Origin of the sequence: Treponema berlinense (assembly GCF_900167025.1) — a bacterium.
GTDB classification, from domain to species: Bacteria; Spirochaetota; Spirochaetia; order Treponematales; family Treponemataceae; genus Treponema_D; species Treponema_D berlinense.
In genome coordinates, this window is sequence record NZ_FUXC01000001.1 from 291,852 (window position 1) to 309,522 (window position 17,671).

Annotated in this window: 19 protein-coding genes and 2 tRNA genes; 8 read left to right on the plus strand and 13 right to left on the minus strand. The window is 39.2% G+C overall.

The genetic code is table 11. The features are described 5' to 3' along the window. Positions 1-3 precede the first annotated feature (3 nt). From B5D47_RS01290 to B5D47_RS01330, 9 genes are all read right to left on the minus strand, one after another. Positions 4-1,941, minus strand: coding sequence for a WD40 repeat domain-containing protein (locus B5D47_RS01290; RefSeq protein ID WP_078930011.1), 1,938 nt, complete (start codon positions 1,939-1,941; stop codon positions 4-6). A gap of 25 nt (positions 1,942-1,966) precedes the next feature. Then, on the minus strand, positions 1,967-3,088 hold the full coding sequence (gene rseP / locus B5D47_RS01295; RefSeq protein ID WP_078930012.1) for an RIP metalloprotease RseP: 1,122 nt from the start codon (positions 3,086-3,088) through the stop codon (positions 1,967-1,969). A 3-nt stretch (positions 3,089-3,091) separates the two neighbouring features. After that, positions 3,092-4,201 (minus strand): 1-deoxy-D-xylulose-5-phosphate reductoisomerase, encoded by a 1,110-nt coding sequence (gene dxr / locus B5D47_RS01300; RefSeq protein ID WP_078930013.1) that lies wholly within the window; start codon positions 4,199-4,201, stop codon positions 3,092-3,094. Positions 4,202-4,246: 45 nt separating this feature from the next. Beyond that, on the minus strand, positions 4,247-5,098 hold the full coding sequence (locus B5D47_RS01305; RefSeq protein ID WP_078930014.1) for a phosphatidate cytidylyltransferase: 852 nt from the start codon (positions 5,096-5,098) through the stop codon (positions 4,247-4,249). A gap of 12 nt (positions 5,099-5,110) precedes the next feature. Then, positions 5,111-5,833 carry a polyprenyl diphosphate synthase gene (uppS, locus tag B5D47_RS01310; protein ID WP_078930015.1) on the minus strand — a complete coding sequence of 241 codons (723 nt, stop codon included), beginning with the start codon at positions 5,831-5,833 and terminating at the stop codon, positions 5,111-5,113. 21 nt (positions 5,834-5,854) lie between these two features. After that, complete coding sequence (gene frr / locus B5D47_RS01315; protein ID WP_078930016.1) at positions 5,855-6,397, minus strand: ribosome recycling factor; 543 nt, start codon at positions 6,395-6,397, stop codon at positions 5,855-5,857. Between the two features lie 115 nt (positions 6,398-6,512). After that, a complete protein-coding gene (tsf, locus tag B5D47_RS01320) occupies positions 6,513-7,349 on the minus strand; it encodes a translation elongation factor Ts (protein ID WP_078930017.1) in 837 nt (278 codons plus the stop codon). A gap of 14 nt (positions 7,350-7,363) precedes the next feature. Beyond that, positions 7,364-8,230 (minus strand): 30S ribosomal protein S2, encoded by an 867-nt coding sequence (gene rpsB, locus B5D47_RS01325; protein WP_078930018.1) that lies wholly within the window; start codon positions 8,228-8,230, stop codon positions 7,364-7,366. Positions 8,231-8,381: 151 nt separating this feature from the next. Further along, entirely contained in the window at positions 8,382-8,972 is a 591-nt protein-coding gene (locus tag B5D47_RS01330) for a Maf family protein (protein WP_078930019.1), read from the minus strand. Between the two features lie 98 nt (positions 8,973-9,070). Here B5D47_RS01330 and B5D47_RS01335 point away from each other — a divergent pair. After that, positions 9,071-9,144: transfer RNA gene (locus B5D47_RS01335), tRNA-Arg, on the plus strand. A gap of 77 nt (positions 9,145-9,221) precedes the next feature. On the opposite strand, the gene B5D47_RS01340 is transcribed toward B5D47_RS01335, so the two are convergent. Together B5D47_RS01340 and B5D47_RS01345 are read right to left on the minus strand one after the other, a co-directional pair. After that, positions 9,222-9,944, minus strand: coding sequence for a HEAT repeat domain-containing protein (locus tag B5D47_RS01340; RefSeq protein WP_078930020.1), 723 nt, complete (start codon positions 9,942-9,944; stop codon positions 9,222-9,224). 121 nt (positions 9,945-10,065) lie between these two features. Then, positions 10,066-10,653 (minus strand): hypothetical protein, encoded by a 588-nt coding sequence (locus B5D47_RS01345; protein WP_078930021.1) that lies wholly within the window; start codon positions 10,651-10,653, stop codon positions 10,066-10,068. A gap of 55 nt (positions 10,654-10,708) precedes the next feature. Between B5D47_RS01345 and coaD the strand changes: the two genes are divergently transcribed. From coaD to B5D47_RS01380, 7 genes are all read left to right on the plus strand, one after another. Continuing rightward, positions 10,709-11,188, plus strand: a complete 480-nt coding sequence (gene coaD / locus B5D47_RS01350) for a pantetheine-phosphate adenylyltransferase (RefSeq protein WP_078930022.1) — start codon at positions 10,709-10,711, stop codon at positions 11,186-11,188. Positions 11,189-11,350: 162 nt separating this feature from the next. Further along, the gene (rpmF, locus tag B5D47_RS01355; RefSeq protein ID WP_078930023.1) at positions 11,351-11,536 is read left to right on the plus strand and encodes a 50S ribosomal protein L32; all 186 of its coding nucleotides are present in this window, start codon (positions 11,351-11,353) and stop codon (positions 11,534-11,536) included. Positions 11,537-11,609: 73 nt separating this feature from the next. Then, on the plus strand, positions 11,610-11,852 hold the full coding sequence (gene acpP, locus B5D47_RS01360; protein WP_078930024.1) for an acyl carrier protein: 243 nt from the start codon (positions 11,610-11,612) through the stop codon (positions 11,850-11,852). A gap of 82 nt (positions 11,853-11,934) precedes the next feature. Next, on the plus strand, positions 11,935-12,672 hold the full coding sequence (rnc, locus tag B5D47_RS01365; RefSeq protein ID WP_407701146.1) for a ribonuclease III: 738 nt from the start codon (positions 11,935-11,937) through the stop codon (positions 12,670-12,672). Positions 12,673-12,755: 83 nt separating this feature from the next. Beyond that, positions 12,756-12,828 (plus strand) — tRNA-Gly (locus tag B5D47_RS11385). 301 nt (positions 12,829-13,129) lie between these two features. Beyond that, positions 13,130-14,434 carry an NCS2 family permease gene (locus B5D47_RS01375; protein WP_078930027.1) on the plus strand — a complete coding sequence of 435 codons (1,305 nt, stop codon included), beginning with the start codon at positions 13,130-13,132 and terminating at the stop codon, positions 14,432-14,434. 9 nt (positions 14,435-14,443) lie between these two features. Next, a complete protein-coding gene (locus tag B5D47_RS01380; RefSeq protein ID WP_078930028.1) occupies positions 14,444-14,947 on the plus strand; it encodes a deoxycytidylate deaminase in 504 nt (167 codons plus the stop codon). Positions 14,948-14,996: 49 nt separating this feature from the next. On the opposite strand, the gene thrC is transcribed toward B5D47_RS01380, so the two are convergent. Together thrC and B5D47_RS01390 are read right to left on the minus strand one after the other, a co-directional pair. Next, positions 14,997-16,415, minus strand: coding sequence for a threonine synthase (thrC, locus tag B5D47_RS01385; RefSeq protein ID WP_078930029.1), 1,419 nt, complete (start codon positions 16,413-16,415; stop codon positions 14,997-14,999). Between the two features lie 23 nt (positions 16,416-16,438). Continuing rightward, positions 16,439-17,458: a hypothetical protein gene (locus B5D47_RS01390; RefSeq protein ID WP_078930030.1), complete on the minus strand. Its 1,020-nt coding sequence runs from the start codon at positions 17,456-17,458 to the stop codon at positions 16,439-16,441. Between the last annotated feature and the right edge of the window lie 213 nt (positions 17,459-17,671).

Consider the following 17,671-nt stretch of genomic DNA (forward strand, 5'->3'; position numbering starts at 1 on the left):
TTATTAAAATTCAAACCATTCGCCGTTTATTGTCAGATACCAGTCGGCAATAACCGCATTCATATCAGGATTGTACCAGCTTACAGAACCGTCTTTGTTCAAAACTACAAGCCTTGTTCTGTTTTTTGCGATTTTTACAGGCAGGGAAGCAGAACGCTTGTATTCAAAATTTCGCTTTGCCATTAAATTATAGGAGCGAATTCTTGATTTTCCCATGTTCGTGTACAAAACAGGATAAGACAGGTAACAGATTGCATTCGGGTCTTCTGAATGTTCTTCAAGCAAGTGTTTTGAATATTTTGTTTCCGGATTATAAGAAAAAACAGACGTAAGAGGTCTGTTCTGCGAGTCAGTTCCGATTATAATTCCGTAAATTTCAGGTTTTGCAACAGAAGGATCAAAAGAAAGCGCGTATGCTACGTTTCCTTTCAAATTAAGTGGAACAGTTTCTTTAGTCTTTGTGTTTACGTATAAAAGCGGAACAGTCGGAGTTGTTGCGGAAGTCTTTGCCACGTAAAGGTCATTTTCGTTATAAAGAAGCGCGTCTTGAATTCCTGCTCCGTTGTAAAGGTTTTCCTTTGTCTTTGATTCTATTGAATAGCGGTTTACAGTAGAGCTTCCTTCAATTGACAAAAGATAATTTCCGTAGAGTTTTAAGGATTTTAGATTATTTTCCGGAGTAAAGATTGCAGAAGCCGTTCCAGTTGTAAAGTCAAAAAACTGTACTGTTTTTCTGGAATCCTTCGTCCAAAGAATTACGCCAGCTTCGTTGTAAGAGATTATATTCGTATGTCCGGGATTTGTTCCCTTTAAGTCTACAGCGCCGTTGTCGTAAGAAGAAAGAACGATTGATGAAGGCGTCAGAAAGTAAAAATTTTCTCCGGCAGAGGCAACATCGTATATGTGATTGTACATGTTGTCGCTCATAGACTGAAGAACATCCACGCGTTCTGCAACCGAGTTGTCGAATTTATACAGGTTTCCCTGGTTTGTTCCGGCAAATATTGTTCCAGAAGCCGTAATATCTGCGCAGACGAGAGACTCGTCGTTTTTTAAGCCGGTAAATGTCCTTATAAGCTGTGGAGCAATTACATCTTTATTTCTGTCATTTTTTATCAGATACATTTTAAACTGTCTTTTTTCATTTACAATGTAATAAAGATCTTCATAGCTGTTAGAACTGAAAATAACCGGCTCTTTTGTGGCAACTGAAAATTTTGCAAGCGTTTTTCCTGTTACTGCCTGAATTACATAGATGCTTCCGTCTTTGTATCCTGCAAGAAAAACATTGTTGTTGAACATGCAGACCTGGCTCAAACCTGGTTCTGTAGAAAATTTCGCCTTTTTTTCGCCGTTGCGTATATTGTAATAACTTAAAGAACCTGTCGGAGAATATGCAACTGCCGAATTTTCAGAACTGCTGGTTATAACCATGCTCACAGGCCCTGTGCTTTCCTTTAGTTTTTTTGAAGTGATTGTGTTGTTCTGCGTATTTAAAAAATAAGTTCCTTTTGCGCTTGCAGTTCCGCACAAAACGTAAGTCCCCTTCGCAGAATATGAAAGAGAGGTGATTGGTGTTCCAAAGGTAAATGCGCATTTTCTTGTAAGGGTTTTAAAATTCCATACGCTTACCATATTTGTTGCGGCGCCGTCCGTTTCGTAAATTGCAATATCGTTTCCGTTCGGACTTCTTGCAACCATTTTTATTGCAAGGTCTGTAACCTGATAGTGTTCACCAAGAGAATCTTCTGTCCACTTAATTATAAAACCGTCTTGTCCGACGCTAAAGACCGTGTTTTGCTCACTTTCGGAATTCTCAAGGACAGCAAGCCCTGTAACCGCAGAATCATGCGCCTGTGTCGAAACATGGCTTTGCGCAAAAATCAATGCCCCGGCAAAAAAAGTGAATAAAATTGAAACGAAAATTATTTTGTTTTTCATCGAAATCCTCAAAATTCTCTTAGATTTATCTTGCAGCTCTCATAAAAAAATTGAAATCGCCTATAATTGCTATTACGAACAAAAAAGCAATAAAGGCAAGCCCAATATATTGTACACGATAACGAACTTTTGGTGAAATACGGATACGGAAAATTGCTTCGATAAGCGAGAATAAGATCAATCCTCCGTCCAAAACCGGAATTGGCAAAAGGTTCATTATAAAAAGCGAAATGCTGATTAAGGCTACGAAATTCAAAACTGAAGAAAGGCCTGTCCTAAAACCGGCAGAAAAGCTTTCTTTTACGGTTTCTCCAAGCATTGTCGTAATTGAGGCAGGTCCGCTCACTGCCTGCGTAATTTTTACACCTTTAAAAAGACTTGCAATCCCCGTCAAAGATGCCCTGAAAATTTTCCAGGTTTCTTTTCCGCCTTGAACAATCGCTCCAAAAAATCCATAGCGTTTTGCTTCGCGTTTTTCGCTTGTTTCAGGCGCGCTTGTTACACCGATTTTTCCTGCGCCGGTTTGTCTGTCAAGTTGTGAATGAACCAAAAAATCCATTTGAATTCCGTTTCTCAAGACTTTAACTTTTAAATCCTCATCGGGATGAGTTGCAACAAACTCATAAAGTTCAGAAAAATCGTTTATTTTTTCAGAATTAATTTGAATTATTTCATCTCCGCTGCAAAGACCTGCTTCTGCTGCCGGAGAAACAATTTCCGGATAAACTTCATTTGCCAGAGTAATTTTGTTGGAAGCAGACCAATAAGTAAAACCTACAAGTGCAACGATAAAAAAAGAGAAAAAAGTCAGAAAAAGATTTGCCAGAGGACCTGCAAAAGCAATTGCCGCACGTTTTAACGGCGAAACTCCGTAAAGCGAATTTTTGTCGTATTCAACAAAATCACAAGAAGAATTCTCGTCCGAAAAATCATTTTCGCCTTTCATTGAGCAGTATCCGCCGAGAGGCAAAAGCGAGATTCTCCAGTCTATGTTTTTAATTTTTTTGTGTAAAAGTACAGGACCCATTCCGATCGAAAACGCTTCGACCTTAACTCCGCACAAAATTGCAGCCAAAAAATGACCGCCTTCATGCAGAAAAACTATAACTCCAAGAATTATAAGACCATAAACTATTTTTAACAGCATTTTTTATACCAGTTTTTTTGCAATCGAACGGGCCAGGCTGTCTGCTTCAAAAATATCCTTTGTGTCGCGGACAGGGCTGTTCCATTCATCCTCATTTTCCATAACTTTTTCGACAATCTGCGCAATTTTTTCAAAACGTATTTTTTCGTCAATAAACGCCCAGGCTGCAATTTCATTTGCCGCATTAAAAGCAATCGGATGACAGTTGTCTTTTTCCGCCGCTTTGAATGCAAGTTTTAAAAGAGGAAAATCGTCCATTCTCGGTTTTTCGAATGTCAAGGTTCTTGAACCTGTTGCAGTGTCTGTAAGGTCAAAAGGTTTCATAAAATTATGCTTTACTTCCGGCCAGTCGAGCGCCTGAATAATCGGATGCTTCATGTCCGGTTCACTTAGCTGGGCATACACAATTCCGTCGTTTGTTCTTACAAGAGAGTGAATTATGCTTTCCGGATGAACAACTACTTCTATTTGCTTTGTGTCAAATCCAAAAAGCCGCTTTGCTTCAATAACTTCAAGACCTTTATTTCCCAACGTCGCAGAATCAACAGTAATTTTTGTTCCCATGTTCCAGGTCGGATGTTTTAGCGCGTCTTTTAAAGTTGCATTTGCAATTTTTTCAGACGGCCAGGTTCTAAAAGGTCCTCCGCTTGCAGTAATTATAAGCTGTCCTACATTTTTTGAACCGCCACAATTATTAAGCAGTGTAAAAATTGCCGAGTGTTCGCTGTCTACCGGAAGAATTCTGCTGCCGCTTTTTTTTGCCATTTCAAAAATAACAGGACCTGCCATGACGACAGATTCTTTGTTGGCAAGAGCAAGGTCAATCCCTGCTTCTAAAACCAAAATACTTGGAGCAAGACCTGCGCTTCCTGCAATTCCGTTTACTACAATATCAGGTTTTGTTTTTTCTATGAGTTTTTTTATTCCTTCTGTTCCTTCTTCACTTGTCAGCGAATATGGACATTCAAAAAAACTTGCAAGTTCTTCGAGTTTTTCTTTGTTTTTGTTTGCTGTAAGACCGCAACAGGCAAAACGGTCCTTATGATTTTTTAAAATATCGACAGTGCTTGTGCCGATTGAGCCTGTGCAGCCTAAGACGAGAATTTTTTTCATATTCCTTCCTTCAAAATTATCTGAAAAAGCAGACAAAAGTCCTTTCTATTGCAAAAGGGCAGGGTAAATATGCGTAATTGTAAAGTAGAATACAGGAGCTGAAAAAACGATGCTGTCGATTGAATCGAGAATTCCTCCACGACCAGGAATTATTGAACCTGAATCCTTGCAATCGGCAGAACGTTTAAGAACGGATTCAACTAAATCTCCGATAATCGAAGTAATTGAAATTAAAGCGCCCAAAAGAATCAATTTTGCGACAGAACCTGTAAAAATGTCTTTCCACAAGAGCCAGCTCAAAATTCCGCTCAAAATTGAACCAAAAATGCCTCCACAGAAGCCTGCAATGCTTTTATTTGGACTTGCCTTTATAAAACCTTTGTTGTTTTTTCCAAAAAGCACACCGAAAAACCATGCCAAAGAGTCGCAAAAAAATACCATTGTCAAAAACATGATTAAAACCGGGCGTGAATTTTTAAGAAAAGTCATGCGTGTTAAAAAAGTCAGCAAATATCCGGCATACGTAATAATCGAAATCGATGTAATTATATGGCTGTTTGAATTTTCAAAAGTCTTGTTCAAAATAACTTCGACTGCAAGACTTATTAAAATTGCGAGCACAAACACAAAATCAACATAAGAAACGTCAAATTCAAAAACTGCGCGCAAAAGCATTGCAAGATTTATAATTCCTGCAAGAATTATTACAAACAGCTTGTTCTGTAATTTAAAATTATGGTCAAGAATATGATAAAATTCGCAGGCGGCAACAACCGAAACTGCTGTCACGACAATATGGATTGCAAGGTGGTTCATCTGATTCAACAGAATCAGCATGATTATAAGAGGTACTCCTATAAAAAAAATTCCAAGTCTCGAAACGACTTTACGATTCATAAATTCCCCTGTTTACTTTTGATCTGGAACTGCGCCAAACCTTCTATTACGTTTTTGAAATTTGATTATATCTTCTATAAATTCATTTTCTGTGTAATCTGGCCAAAGCGTGTCTGTAAAAAGAAATTCTGCATAAGCACATTGCCAAAGCAGAAAATTGCTGAGCCTTTCTTCGCCACCGGTTCTAATCATTAAATCAACGTCCGGTAAGTCTTTTATATCCAGCGAATCTGAAATAAGTTTTTCTGTAATATCTTCCGTTTTTACGTTATTTTCTACAAGTTTTTTTATTCCGCGGACAATTTCATCTCGGCTGCCATAATTTATGGCTAGAACACAGGTTGTTCCTGTAAAATGCTCTGTATCTTTTTTTGCGTTTAAAATCTCTTTTTGAACATCTTTTGGAAGTCCGCTTAAATCGCCAATGTGTTCAATTTTAATGCCATTGTCCTTATAAAACTGGAATTCCGCACGAAGATGACCTTTTATGAGAGTCATAAGATAACCGACTTCTTCCTGAGTCCTCTTCCAGTTTTCTGTTGAGAAAGTATATAAAGTTATGTATTTTATTCCCAAAGAGGCAGCCTGAGCTACTATTCTTTTTGCAGAATTCAAGCCTTCTTTATGGCCTTGAGAGCGTGCTAAACCTCTTTGCTTTGCCCAGCGGCCGTTTCCATCCATGATTATAGCAACATGTTCTGGAAGTCCGCCGGCTTTTATTTCTTCAATATTCATCAGAATTGTAATCTGCCAAAATTAAGCAAGAATTTCCTTTTCTTTTGCATCGCAGACTGTCTGAATTTCAGCAATATATTTGTCAGTGAGCTTCTGAAGATCGTCTGTTTCTTTTTTGAGCTGATCTTCTGTGATTTCTCCGGCTTTCTGCTGTTTTTTCAAATCATCGTTTCCGTCGCGACGAACATTGCGGATTGTCGTTTTGTAGTTTTCTGCCATTGATTTTGCCTGTTTTACCAGTTCCTTTCTGCGGTCGGCAGTCAAGGCAGGAATTGAAATACGGATTACTTTTCCATCGTTTGAAGGATTTAATCCAAGGTCTGCAACCAAAATTGCTTTTTCAATATCAGAAATAAGACTTTTATCAAATGGAGAAATTACAACAGTGCGGGCTTCTGGAATTGAAATCTGAGCAACCTGATTGAGCGGTGATTTCTGTCCGTAATAATCTACACGAACTTTGTCAAACATAGCAGCAGATGCACGACCCGTGCGGATTGTGTTCATTTCGTTTTTAATTCCTTCAAGCGTTTTTTCCATTTTTGCTTTAGCGTCAAATGCCATAGTGATTTCTCCCATAAAACCGCAGTTGCGGCATGCCAAACAGGCACGAATCCAGATTTTAGTTGATAAAACTAAAAGCGGTTAGAAAAATCCAACCGCTTTTAATCAGTAAAAATTATTTACCGAGAACGAAAAGAACAATCTTTCCAAATGAAAGTTTTGCACCAGCTGCCTTTCCAACTTCTTCAAGTTTTTTAGCAACTGTAACTTTGTCGTCCTTTACGAAAGGCTGGTCAACAAAACAGTTTTCTGCAAGAAGCTTGTTGATTTTTCCGTTAAGGATTCCGTCTTTTACATTCTGTGGTTTTGAAGCCATTTTTTCATCAGCGTTCATCTGTGCGGTAAAAATTTCTTTCTGCTCGTCGATGTAACTCTGTGGAACTTCATCTTTTGTAATGTAAGTAGGTGTAAATGCCGCGAGGTGAAGACAGCAGTCTTTTGCGAATGCTTTTACTTCGTCTGATGTTGAGCCTTCAACAACTACAATTGCACCTGTTTTTTTGTCTGAGTGAACATAAGTTCCAGCAACAGCATTTGCTCCAACTTCAACGAAAGCGGAACGGCGTACAGCCATGTTTTCGCGGAATTTGATAGCAATTGTGTCGATGATTGCTTTGTGTTCTGCAGTGATTTCATCGGTTCCTGCCGCAAGAGTGATTTCTGCAGCTTTGTCAGCAGTTGCGCCAAAATCAGCATTGTTTGCTACGAAGTCAGTTTCACAAGTAACTTCAACCATAGCAATTTTATTGCCTTCCTGTTTGATTACAATGCGTCCTTCACCAGTTGCACGGTCAGAACGTTTTGCCATAGCAGCAAGACCTTTTTCTTTCAAGATTTTTTCAGCTTCTGCGACACTTCCATTTGCATCCTGGAGAGCTTTTTTGCAGTCCAGCATACCTGCGCCTGTTGCTTCGCGGAGAGCTTTTACATCAGCAGCTGTAAATGATGCCATTTGTATTCCCCTGGTTATTTGTCAAATTTTTCAGCGAGATCTTCATCATCGCTGTCATCGTCAGCAGCAACATCTTCTTCTTTTGGTTCTGTAGGAGTGTAGTTGCTGTAGTCTGCGATTTCTTCATCGTCTTTTTTTGTTGAAGCGTCTGTAACGATTTCTTCATCGTCGTTAAGAGTTTCAATAATTTTAAGACCTTCTTCGTTATTAGCTTCTACTACAGCATTTGCAATGATAGAAGTGAAGAGGGAAATTGCACGGATTGCATCGTCATTTCCTGGAATAGGGTAGTCGATTCCTTCTGGGTTGCAGTTTGTATCAACAACAGCAACGATAGGAATACCCATACGGTGAGCTTCTGCTACGGCAATCTGTTCTTTGTGTGTATCGATGATGAAAAGAATTCCAGGAAGCTCTTTCATTTCCTTAATACCACCAAGGTTTTTAGAGAGCTTTTCTTTTTCTTTGAGAAGATTTGCTACTTCTTTTTTAGTAAGATTGTCAAAAGTTCCGTCTACTTCCATCTTTTCGATTTTCTTAAGACGCTGAAGTGATTTTTTGATGGTTGAGAAGTTTGTAAGCATACCACCGAGCCAGCGGTTGTTTACATAATACATTCCGCAGCGTTCTGCTTCTTTCTGAACTGCCTGCTGTGCCTGTTTTTTTGTACCAACGAAAAGAACTGACTTTCCTGAAGTTACAACTTTGCGAACAGCTTCGTAGCTGTCTTTGATTGCACCGATTGTTTTCTGCAAATCGATGATATGGATACCATTGCGCTGTGCGAAGATATATTTCTTCATGCGTGGATCCCAACGCTTAACCTGGTGACCGAAATGTACACCTGATTCAAGCAAACTCTTCATGGTTACAACTGCCATAAAGTGTCTCCTTCACCGGAAAAAATCATTCATGCTTTAGATGAATTTTTTTTTCCACCGAACTCTTTTTCTCGAGGCGCATAATAATGCGTCCGGAAGATTTACGAGCCTGCGAATAAATACCTACGGTCCGTTCGCAAGTCCCGGCAGATTACTCAAAAATCGAATAATTCTGTTCTTTCAATATATCATAAAGTTCAAAAACAGGCAATCCCATAACACCGCTGTTTGTACCGTCAATTTTAGAGATAAAACAGCTTGCAAGCCCTTGGATTCTGTAGCCTCCGGCCGCTCCGTGCCATTCTCCTGTGCTTATATACCATTTTATTTCTTCATCGGTCATCTTTGAAAAAGTTACTTTTGTGATTGAGGTGCGGTTGCTCATGTAGTGCAGCTCGCTGTTAAAAAGCGCAATTCCTGTAATAACTTTGTGTGTGGAGCCTTGAAGGCTTTTTAAGTATTCAAAGGCCTGCTCTTGATTTTCCGGTTTTCCTAGGATTTTTTTGTTTTTTACAATTACGGTGTCCGCTCCTAAAATCCATGGATATTCAATTCCTGCCGGAGCAGCCCTTATGACTGCGTCAATTTTTCTTGTGGCGAGAAATTCGGGAACTTTTTCAATTTCAATATCATCAGGATATTCTTCCTTGCAGTTTGGAATTATGACCTGATAAGGAATGTTCATAAGTTTTAAAATTTCCTGTCGTCTTGGTGAAGAAGATGCTAAAATTATAGGCTGCATAGTATACCTCCCGGTTTATAAATGGGTTGTGCAAGTTATTCTGTTGACAATTTTGAATGAAATCAATATCTTTTGTTCTTGTATTTCAAAAAAAGACTGAGGGATTAGCTCAACTGGATAGAGCGTCGGCCTCCGGAGCCGAAGGTTGCGTGTTCAAATCACGTATTCCTCAAAAAATTGGTAAAATTGAATAAAAAAAAGAGAGGCTTTTCAAATTTCTTTGACGGCCTCTCTTTTTTTTGTGCTTGGTTATTTTGCGTTGTTGTTTTTCTTGTCTGATGACGAAGACGCGCCCTGCAAAGTCTTTAGCAGTTCGTGGGCACGGGTGCGGACAGGAGTTACGTAGCGGTAGTTTGTTGCAATCTGACCTACAGCCTGAATCATAGGGCCCTTGTTCTGAACTGAATCTGCGATTTTTTCATAGGCGATCAAAACTTCGAGGGCCAATGAAGAAGTCGGGTTTAAAACCGCATTTTTTTTCTGAGCCCAGGCTATTGTTTCTGAAACTTCGTCGTTGTCGTTGATTCCGATGTCTCCAAGGGCACGGATTGCGGCTGTTATTACCATAGGCTCGTTGTCTGCGAGAGCAACTTTTACAAGAGTATTTTTTGATTCTTCTGTTTTAACGTTGGCAAGAATATCGCAGGCTTTTGCACGGATGTCTGGAAAATTGTTCATGAGGCGTCCGTTTGTTCTTGACTGACTTGCGATACCTTCTCCTGCAAGACCGTCAAGAGCTTTCATCATGTCAGGAGTTGTGCGTCCTTCGTTTACTGCGTTTTCAAGATATTGAAGAGCTACGAGCTTGTTGTCTCTTTCTTCTGATGTTGCAAGTTCTGTGATTACAACGTCTTCGATGCTGCTGAGGTATTCGCTTTCAACGTTTGACTCGTTGTCTGCGCTTGTCTGTGCGCTAACTGTAAAAGCGAATGCAGTAAGAATTGCAGCTGCTGCATATTTTATAGATTTCATTAGATCCCCCTTGGACTTATTCTAGTAATCGGCACTTTTTATAAAAACGTTTAAAATTATAGTTGAATGATTTACAAAAATCAATAAAAGTTATTCTTTCTTTGAAAAAAGACAGTGCCTGTTAGCTGTCAATTTCCGGCAGGTGCAGCTGCCAGTGGCCGTCGATTTTATTGAAATAATAGTAAACTGTGTATTTTTCTTCGGTTTCGGAAGAGTCTAGGCTTGTAACCTGAACGGCCTTTACGTAATTTTCAGATTCGTAACGTATGGTCGTGATGTTTCGTCCGGCTCTCGAAGGTACGAATACGTATTTAAAATAATCCTGTAAGGTTCTGAGCTGAAGCCCTTTTATAGGCAGTTTGCCCTGTGCTTTTTTTAAATTCGCAGTTTTTGACCAATAAATTTTTGACTCGTTGTCTACATATAAAAGCCAGGATTGATAGTCAAAATCTGACATAATCGTTTTTAAACTCTCAATAGTACGGAGAATTTCTGCTTTATCTGATTCAAATGTGTCTTTTGAAACGGTAAGGCTTCCGACAGACTTGTGATACTCGTCTTTTTCGGCCTGAAGTTCTTTTCTTTCTTCAATAGCAGGCTTGTTTTCTTCTTTTGCTGGTTGTGGCTGTACAGAGGTTGAACTGCAGCCTGCCAGTACGAAAGGAAATGCCAAAATTGCTATCTTGGATAAATATTTTTTTGTTCTCATAGAGAAGAATATACATCACTTGTCTGTTCGCGTCAAACGTGATAAAAAGAAAAGCATGAATATTGCAGTTTTTCCGGGGAGCTTTGATCCTCCGACTTATGGACATTTAAATGTAATCGAAAGGGCAAGCAAACTTTTTGAAAAAATCGACGTTCTTGTTTCTGAAAATCCTGGCAAAAATAGCCTTTTTACTGCCGATGAGCGTGTTTTGATGCTAAAAACTTTGACAGAGCCTTATCATAATGTGGAAGTTCATAAATGGGACAGGCTTGTTGTTGAATATGCAAGAAAAATCGATGCAAAAGTCCTTATCCGTGGAATAAGAAATGTAAACGATTTTTCGTACGAATTTGACCTTTCCCTTGTAAACCACAATTTAAATCCTGAAATTGAAACTCTTTTTATGCCGACAGAGACGAGATACGTAATCGTAAAGTCTAGTTCGATAAAAGAGCTTGCCCAGTTTGGCGGAGATATAAGCGGAATGGTTCCTCCTGTGGTTTGCGAGGCTGTTTTAAAAAAATACCGGAAATAACAGAGAATTTGAGTGTTAAAATGACAAAAAATGTAATATTGTCATAAAAAATATTGACAAATGAAAAAAAATACCGGTATAATCCAATTGACATTCAGACAGGAACTGATATAACATTAAGTCTGTTATACAAGTAACAAAACATATAGTGAGGTTATATAAATGGCAGTACCTAGAGCGAAAACTTCGAAAGCACGAACACGCAGACGCCGTGGTGTTAATATGCATCTTGTTGCACCACAGATGGTTGAATGTGCAAACTGTGGCAACCTTGTTTTGCAGCATCATGTATGTCCAAAATGCGGTTTCTACCGTGGACGTCAGGTAATTAAACCAGAAGTTAAGTAGTCTGGATGAATTAACAATACGGAAAATTTTCAGTTTCTGAAAATTTAACTTAATTAATCACAGGAGATTAAAAATGGACGAATTGTTCAACCAAATCCAGAAGCTTATTGCTGAAAAACTGGAAATCGATGAAAGCAAAATCACTTTGGATTCTTCATTCCGTGGTGATCTCGGTGCAGACAGCCTTGATACTTACGAATTGGTTTATGCAATTGAAGAGGAACTTGGCGTTAGCATTCCTGATGAAAAAGCAAACGAATTTGAAACAGTTCGTGATGCATACAACTTCATCAAAGCTGAAAAAGAATCTAAATAATTTTTCAGTTATAGTTTTTTATAAAACGAATGAACACAGGTTTGCTTAGCAGCCTGTGTTTATTTTTTTTATGGGGGTTGCTGTGTTTAAAAGAAAAATTCGTAATTCAAATATTTCAGAAGAAAGAAAAAAAGCCCTTTCTGATTTTTGTAAAAACCTTGATATAAAATTCAATAATCTGGAACTTTTAAATCTGGCCTTCCATCACCGTTCTTTTTCCAACGAAAACACTTCAAGCAGGCACGTAAATAATGAAAGACTTGAATTTCTTGGAGATTCTGTCCTGGGTATGGCAACCGCAACTTTTTTATATGAAGATATGTTTGAAAATCCGGAAGGAGATCTTTCTAAAATAAAGAGCGTTGTTGTCTCTGAAAAAACTCTTGCTCCGATTGCGAGAAGAATAGGTATAAACAAGATGCTTATTCTTGGAAAAGGCGAGGAGATGAGCGGAGGACGCGACAAGGACGCTATTCTTGCAGATTGTGTTGAAGCGATAATAGGAGCCTACTATCTTGACAGCGGTTTTGAGGCCGCGGAAGAACTTGTCCTTGATCTTATTGTTCCTGAAATTCGAAAAGTCCAGCAGAACAAGGGTGAAAAAGATTACAAAACACTTTTGCAGGAATTTTATCAGAAAAAATCAAAGTTATGCCCGGTTTACGAGCTTGTCAAAAAAACAGGTCCAGACCATGACAGGACTTTTTGGGTAAAGGTAAGTTTAAAAGACGAAGAATTTGGTCCGTGCAGCGGAAAAAGCAAAAAGGCTGCGGAGCAAAATGCGGCAAAGCTTGCGTGGGAGAAAATTAAAAAAAGTTAAAAAAAATTCAAAAATTTTAAAAAAAATTAAAAAACAGTATTGACACAAAGTTCAATGCTTGGTATTATAAATACATAAGTTGTGCGGTAGTCATATAACGGCTCATTATCTCAGCCTTCCAAGCTGATGACGAGGGTTCGACTCCCTTCTACCGCTCTAAAAGCTCCTGAAATAAATCAGGAGTTTTTTTATTTTAAACTAGTTTTTTTTGCATAAGGTTTTTCTTACGCCGGATGCGGAGGGCTTTAGTTGGCGCGCTTTGCGGCAATGAGCGTAAGCGAACCCGTAGCAGCCGGTCTTTGGGAAAAATGCCTGCATGGGCGGAAATTGTTTTTTTTGAGTCTGATGACGTTCTTTTTTTTTAAATTTTTTATAAAAAGCCTGCGTTTTTTATTTTTCTGTTTTTTATTCTATGATATAATCTTTGTTATGTTTTTTTTCCATGGAGGTTTTTTTTATGGAAACTTTGTTTAAAATCAAGGAGAAAGGTTCAACTGTAAGCCGCGAAATTATCGGTGGTATTACAACTTTCCTTGCAATGTCCTACATTCTTGCCGTTAATCCTGGAATGCTTGGTTCTATCGAAGGAATGAGTTTTGGAGGCGTTTTTACAGCGACTGCGATTTCTGCTGCGATTGCAACTCTGATTATGGCTTTTTTTGCAAATATGCCTGTTGCTCTTGCTTCTGGTATGGGACTTAACGCGTTCTTTACGTATACTGTTTGCGGCCAGATGGGGTGTTCTCCATGGTTTGCTCTTACAGCTGTTTTGCTTGAAGGCGTTTTGTTTATCGTTCTTTCGTTCTTTGGTGTTCGTGAGGCGATTATCAACTCTATTCCTTCGACTATGAAGAAGGCTGTTGCTGTTGGTATCGGTCTTTTTATTGCTTTGATTGGTCTTAACAACGCTGGAATCGTAACTTCTTCAAACGGAACAATTATCGGTTTTAACGCATTTGACAAGTCTCATATTTCTGCAATTGTTGCGATTATCGGTCTTGTAATTACGATTGTTCTTTATATTCTTAAAGTTCCTGGCGCAATTCTTATCGGTATTGCTGCTACAACTGTCGTTGGAATTCCTTTTGGCGTTACGACTATTCCTGAAAACTTTAAGCCTGTTTCTGTTCCTCAGGCTCCGTTCCTTTTTAGATTTGATTTTTCAAATGTCCTTACGCTGAAATTCTTCGGAGTTTTCTTTACTTTCCTTTTTACAGATATTTTTGATACTATTGGAACTTTGATGGGCGTTGCTGAGCAGGCCAAGCTTATTGACGAAAAGGGCGATATTCCTAATGTAAAAAATGCTCTTCTTGCCGATGCGGTTGGTACTGTTGCCGGTGCTTGTCTTGGAACTTCAACTGTAACTTCTTATGTTGAATCTTCTGCTGGTGTTGCTGCTGGTGCCCGCACAGGTCTTTCTTCTGTTGTGACTGCAGGTTTCTTTGTTTTGGCCCTGTTGTTCACTCCGCTTTTTGCGCTTGTTCCTTCTTGTGCTACGGCTCCTGCCTTGATTTTTGTCGGATTTTTGATGATGCAGTCTGTAACATCTATCAAATTCAGCGAAATAACTGACGGAATTCCTGCTTTTATAACAATTCTTGTAATGCCTTTCGGATATTCGATTTCTAAGGGTATTGCCTTTGGTATGATCGCTTATGTAATTTCGAAAGTTGCTGGTAGAAAAGCAAAGGAAATTTCTCCTGTTACGTGGATTCTTGCCGCTGTATTTGTGTTTGCTCTTGCAATAAAAGCTATCTAGTTTTTTAGTATGAACGAATCTTCAAACAAAGAAAAATATTTGCGCCCGACCTGGGATGAATATTTTATGGAGGTTGCAAGAACTATTGCAAAACGTGCGACATGCGACAGAGGACGTTCTGGCTGCGTGATTGCACGGGACCATCAGATTCTTGTTACCGGATATGTTGGAAGTCCCGCAGGACTTCCGCATTGCGATGAAGCGGGCCACCTTCTAAAAAAAATGCTGCACAGTGATGGAACTGTCAGCCAGCATTGTGTAAGAACCGTTCATGCGGAGCAGAATGCAATCTGCCAGGCCGCTAAACGTGGAATTTCTATTGACGGTGGTACTGTTTACTGTAAAATGACTCCGTGCCGAACCTGCGCAATGCTTTTAATTAACTGCGGAATAAAAAGGGTTGTGTGTGAAAAACACTACCATGATGAAGCCGACAGTCTTAAAATGCTTGAGGAAGCTGGAATAGCGATTGAACATTTGGAAGATAATGTTCAGACTTACGAAAATATGTAATAAAAAAGGCTGGCTTGAAATGAAAGTTTTCAGGCTAGCCTTTTTTGGTTTATCTTAAGTTTTCAAGCAACCATGATTTGAACTGGTTGTAGTCGTTTTCCATTGGAATTGATTTGTCTTCAAGGCGCATAACTTTTTCAAGTCTGTCTGGAATTATTGGTTTTGAGCCGATTGCCTTTTCGACGATTGAGCCGAATTTTGCAGGGTGGGCTGTTTCCAAAACTACGCCGATTGCATTTTTCTTAGAAATTACATCATCTGCCCAGTCTGGGAGATTTGGTGTAAGACCAGGTTTTGTGTAATCATGTTTTTTGCCCTGTGCAAGTTCTGCCATGGCTCCGTTTTTAATATCGCTCCATGCTTTCCAGCCGACAGCTCCGTGAGGATCGATCGTGTAGCCTGTTTTTGCATAGCAGTCTTTGATTGAGCTGATGATTCCGCTGTCATCAAGCCAGTAAGAAGCAAATAAATGGCGTACATCGTCAAGAGTGTACATTGCTGAAATTCGTTCGTAGTTGCTGGGAGCACCGACGTCCATTGCGTTTGCGTATGTTGCTACTGAAGGGCGGGCATTGTAGTCGCCGGTTGCAATCCAGTCTGGAATTGTGCGGTTTGTATTTGTAGCGGCAACAAAACCTGTGATTGGAGCGCCCATTTTTTTTGCGATAAGTCCGGATGTCAGGTTTCCGAAGTTTCCGCTCGGAACAACCATAATTATAGAAGGATCTTCAATTCTGTTGTACTGCCATGCTCTGTTTTTTACGTAGAGAGAAGCGTACATATAATAAAAACTCTGAGGAAGAAGACGGCTGATGTTTATTGAATTTGCAGATGAGAGGCGGAGTGAAGAGCGGAGCTCGTTATCTGTAAATGCTGTCTTTACAAGTTTCTGGCAGTCGTCGAAAGTGCCTTTTACTCTGAGAGCGCGGACATTTCCGTCAAAAGTTGAAAGCTGCTTTTCCTGAAGCGGTGAAATTTTTCCTTCTGGATACAAAATTGTAACGTCAAGCCCCGGAACATTGTGGAATGCGCTTCCTACGGCAGAACCTGTATCTCCGGATGTTGCGACGAGAATGTGAAGAGGCTTGTCTTCGTTGCGGTTGAAATATGACATTACACGTGCCATAAAACGGGCTCCGAAGTCTTTGAACGCGCATGTTGGACCGTGAAAAAGTTCGAGGACGTATGAATTTGGGTCGAGACCTGAAACCTTTGCCGGGAAAGGATATGCATCGTTTATGAGTTTTTTGAGATCGTTTTCCGGAATTTCTCCTTCAACGTAAGGTTTTGCCATTTCAAAAGCAATATCGCGAAGGTTTGGCTCCGGATTTTTATTTAAAAATGATTTATCAAGTTTTGGAAATTCAACCGGAATATAAAGTCCTCCGGTTTTTTCATTCATGCCGCCGACTACAGCGGTTTTAAAATCTGTCTTTACCGATTTGTCTCTTGTGTCAGTGTAAATCATCTGTTTATCCTCACTTTTATAAATTAGAGTCCGTAAATTATTTCGTGCGCCAGGTTTTCTGCCAAAAGTTTTCTTGCGGAATTAAGGCAGTTCCAATCTTTGTCTTCTGTTACTGTTGCTGTGCTGTGTAGTTCGCATAAAATCGAGCCAGTTTTCATATCAAGACAGGTAAGGTTTCCTTCGAGCGTGAGCGTGTATTTTTGGTCGGCGTTTTTTTCAATTGGCGTAAGATATTTTACTTTTCCAAAAATAAGATATGCAGAATTTGAGCCTACGAGATTTGACGCGGTTTTATAGACTGTCGGAATGTCGTCTGTCAAAATTGCATTTGAAAAATCAGCGTTTCCGATTCTTACAAAACCTGAACGCATAAGCGCCATAAGAAGGTTTGACGAAGAGACTGAATTGCTTAAAATCGGTTTTCCGGAAGCATTGAAGTCTACGATTGCGACAGTTCCGCCGCTTGCGTAAAGGTTTGTCTTAACTTTGTAAGGCGCGCTTACAGAAACTTTTTCTGCGAGCTTTGCAATCTCTGCGTTTGTAACATCTCCGGAAGGATAAACGCTTATTTTGCTGTTAAAAGAAAAAGCCGGAGTTGCAGGTACGAAAATTACTGTTCCTGAAGAATTTGTCGTAAGGTTTGCCAGAGAATATGTCGGCTGACCGTTAATTTTTGTTTCTGGAAAACTTATTGAAAGTTCAAGGCCGGCTACTGGAGTTCCGTCCGTCTTTTCCGCCTTAAAAACAAATGGCGAAGAAAAAGCCTTTCCCTTTGTTGTTTCTTTTGGACTTGAAACAACTGAAAGTCTGATTCCTTCAATTTTTTTTGCATATATTGATTCTTCGGTTTCTTCTTTTTGTGCTGAAATTGAACTGTTCACAACATTGAGTTTTCTAGGAACTTGAGGTGTTTTTGGGCGCTCGATTTCTTCAGTCTGCTCGATTTGGGGCTGAGGCTGGTCTTTTGGAGCTGATGCGCAGGATGTTATAAAAAAAGCAACTGATGTCGCAATACTTAAAGTTACAGAAAGTGATTTTTTCATGATGTCTCCAGATAATTTTTTGCCGTTAGATTTCTTTTGTAGAAAAATAACGTACCTTTTAATTTTATCTTAAAACTAAGTTTTTCTCAATAAAAAACAGGCTGTAAAAAAATTAAATTTATAGAAGTTTTATCAGTTCAAAATATTGCTTAAAAAGTTTCAAAAACCTATCATTTAATCAGTGATGCTGAGAATTCACTTTTAACAATGCAA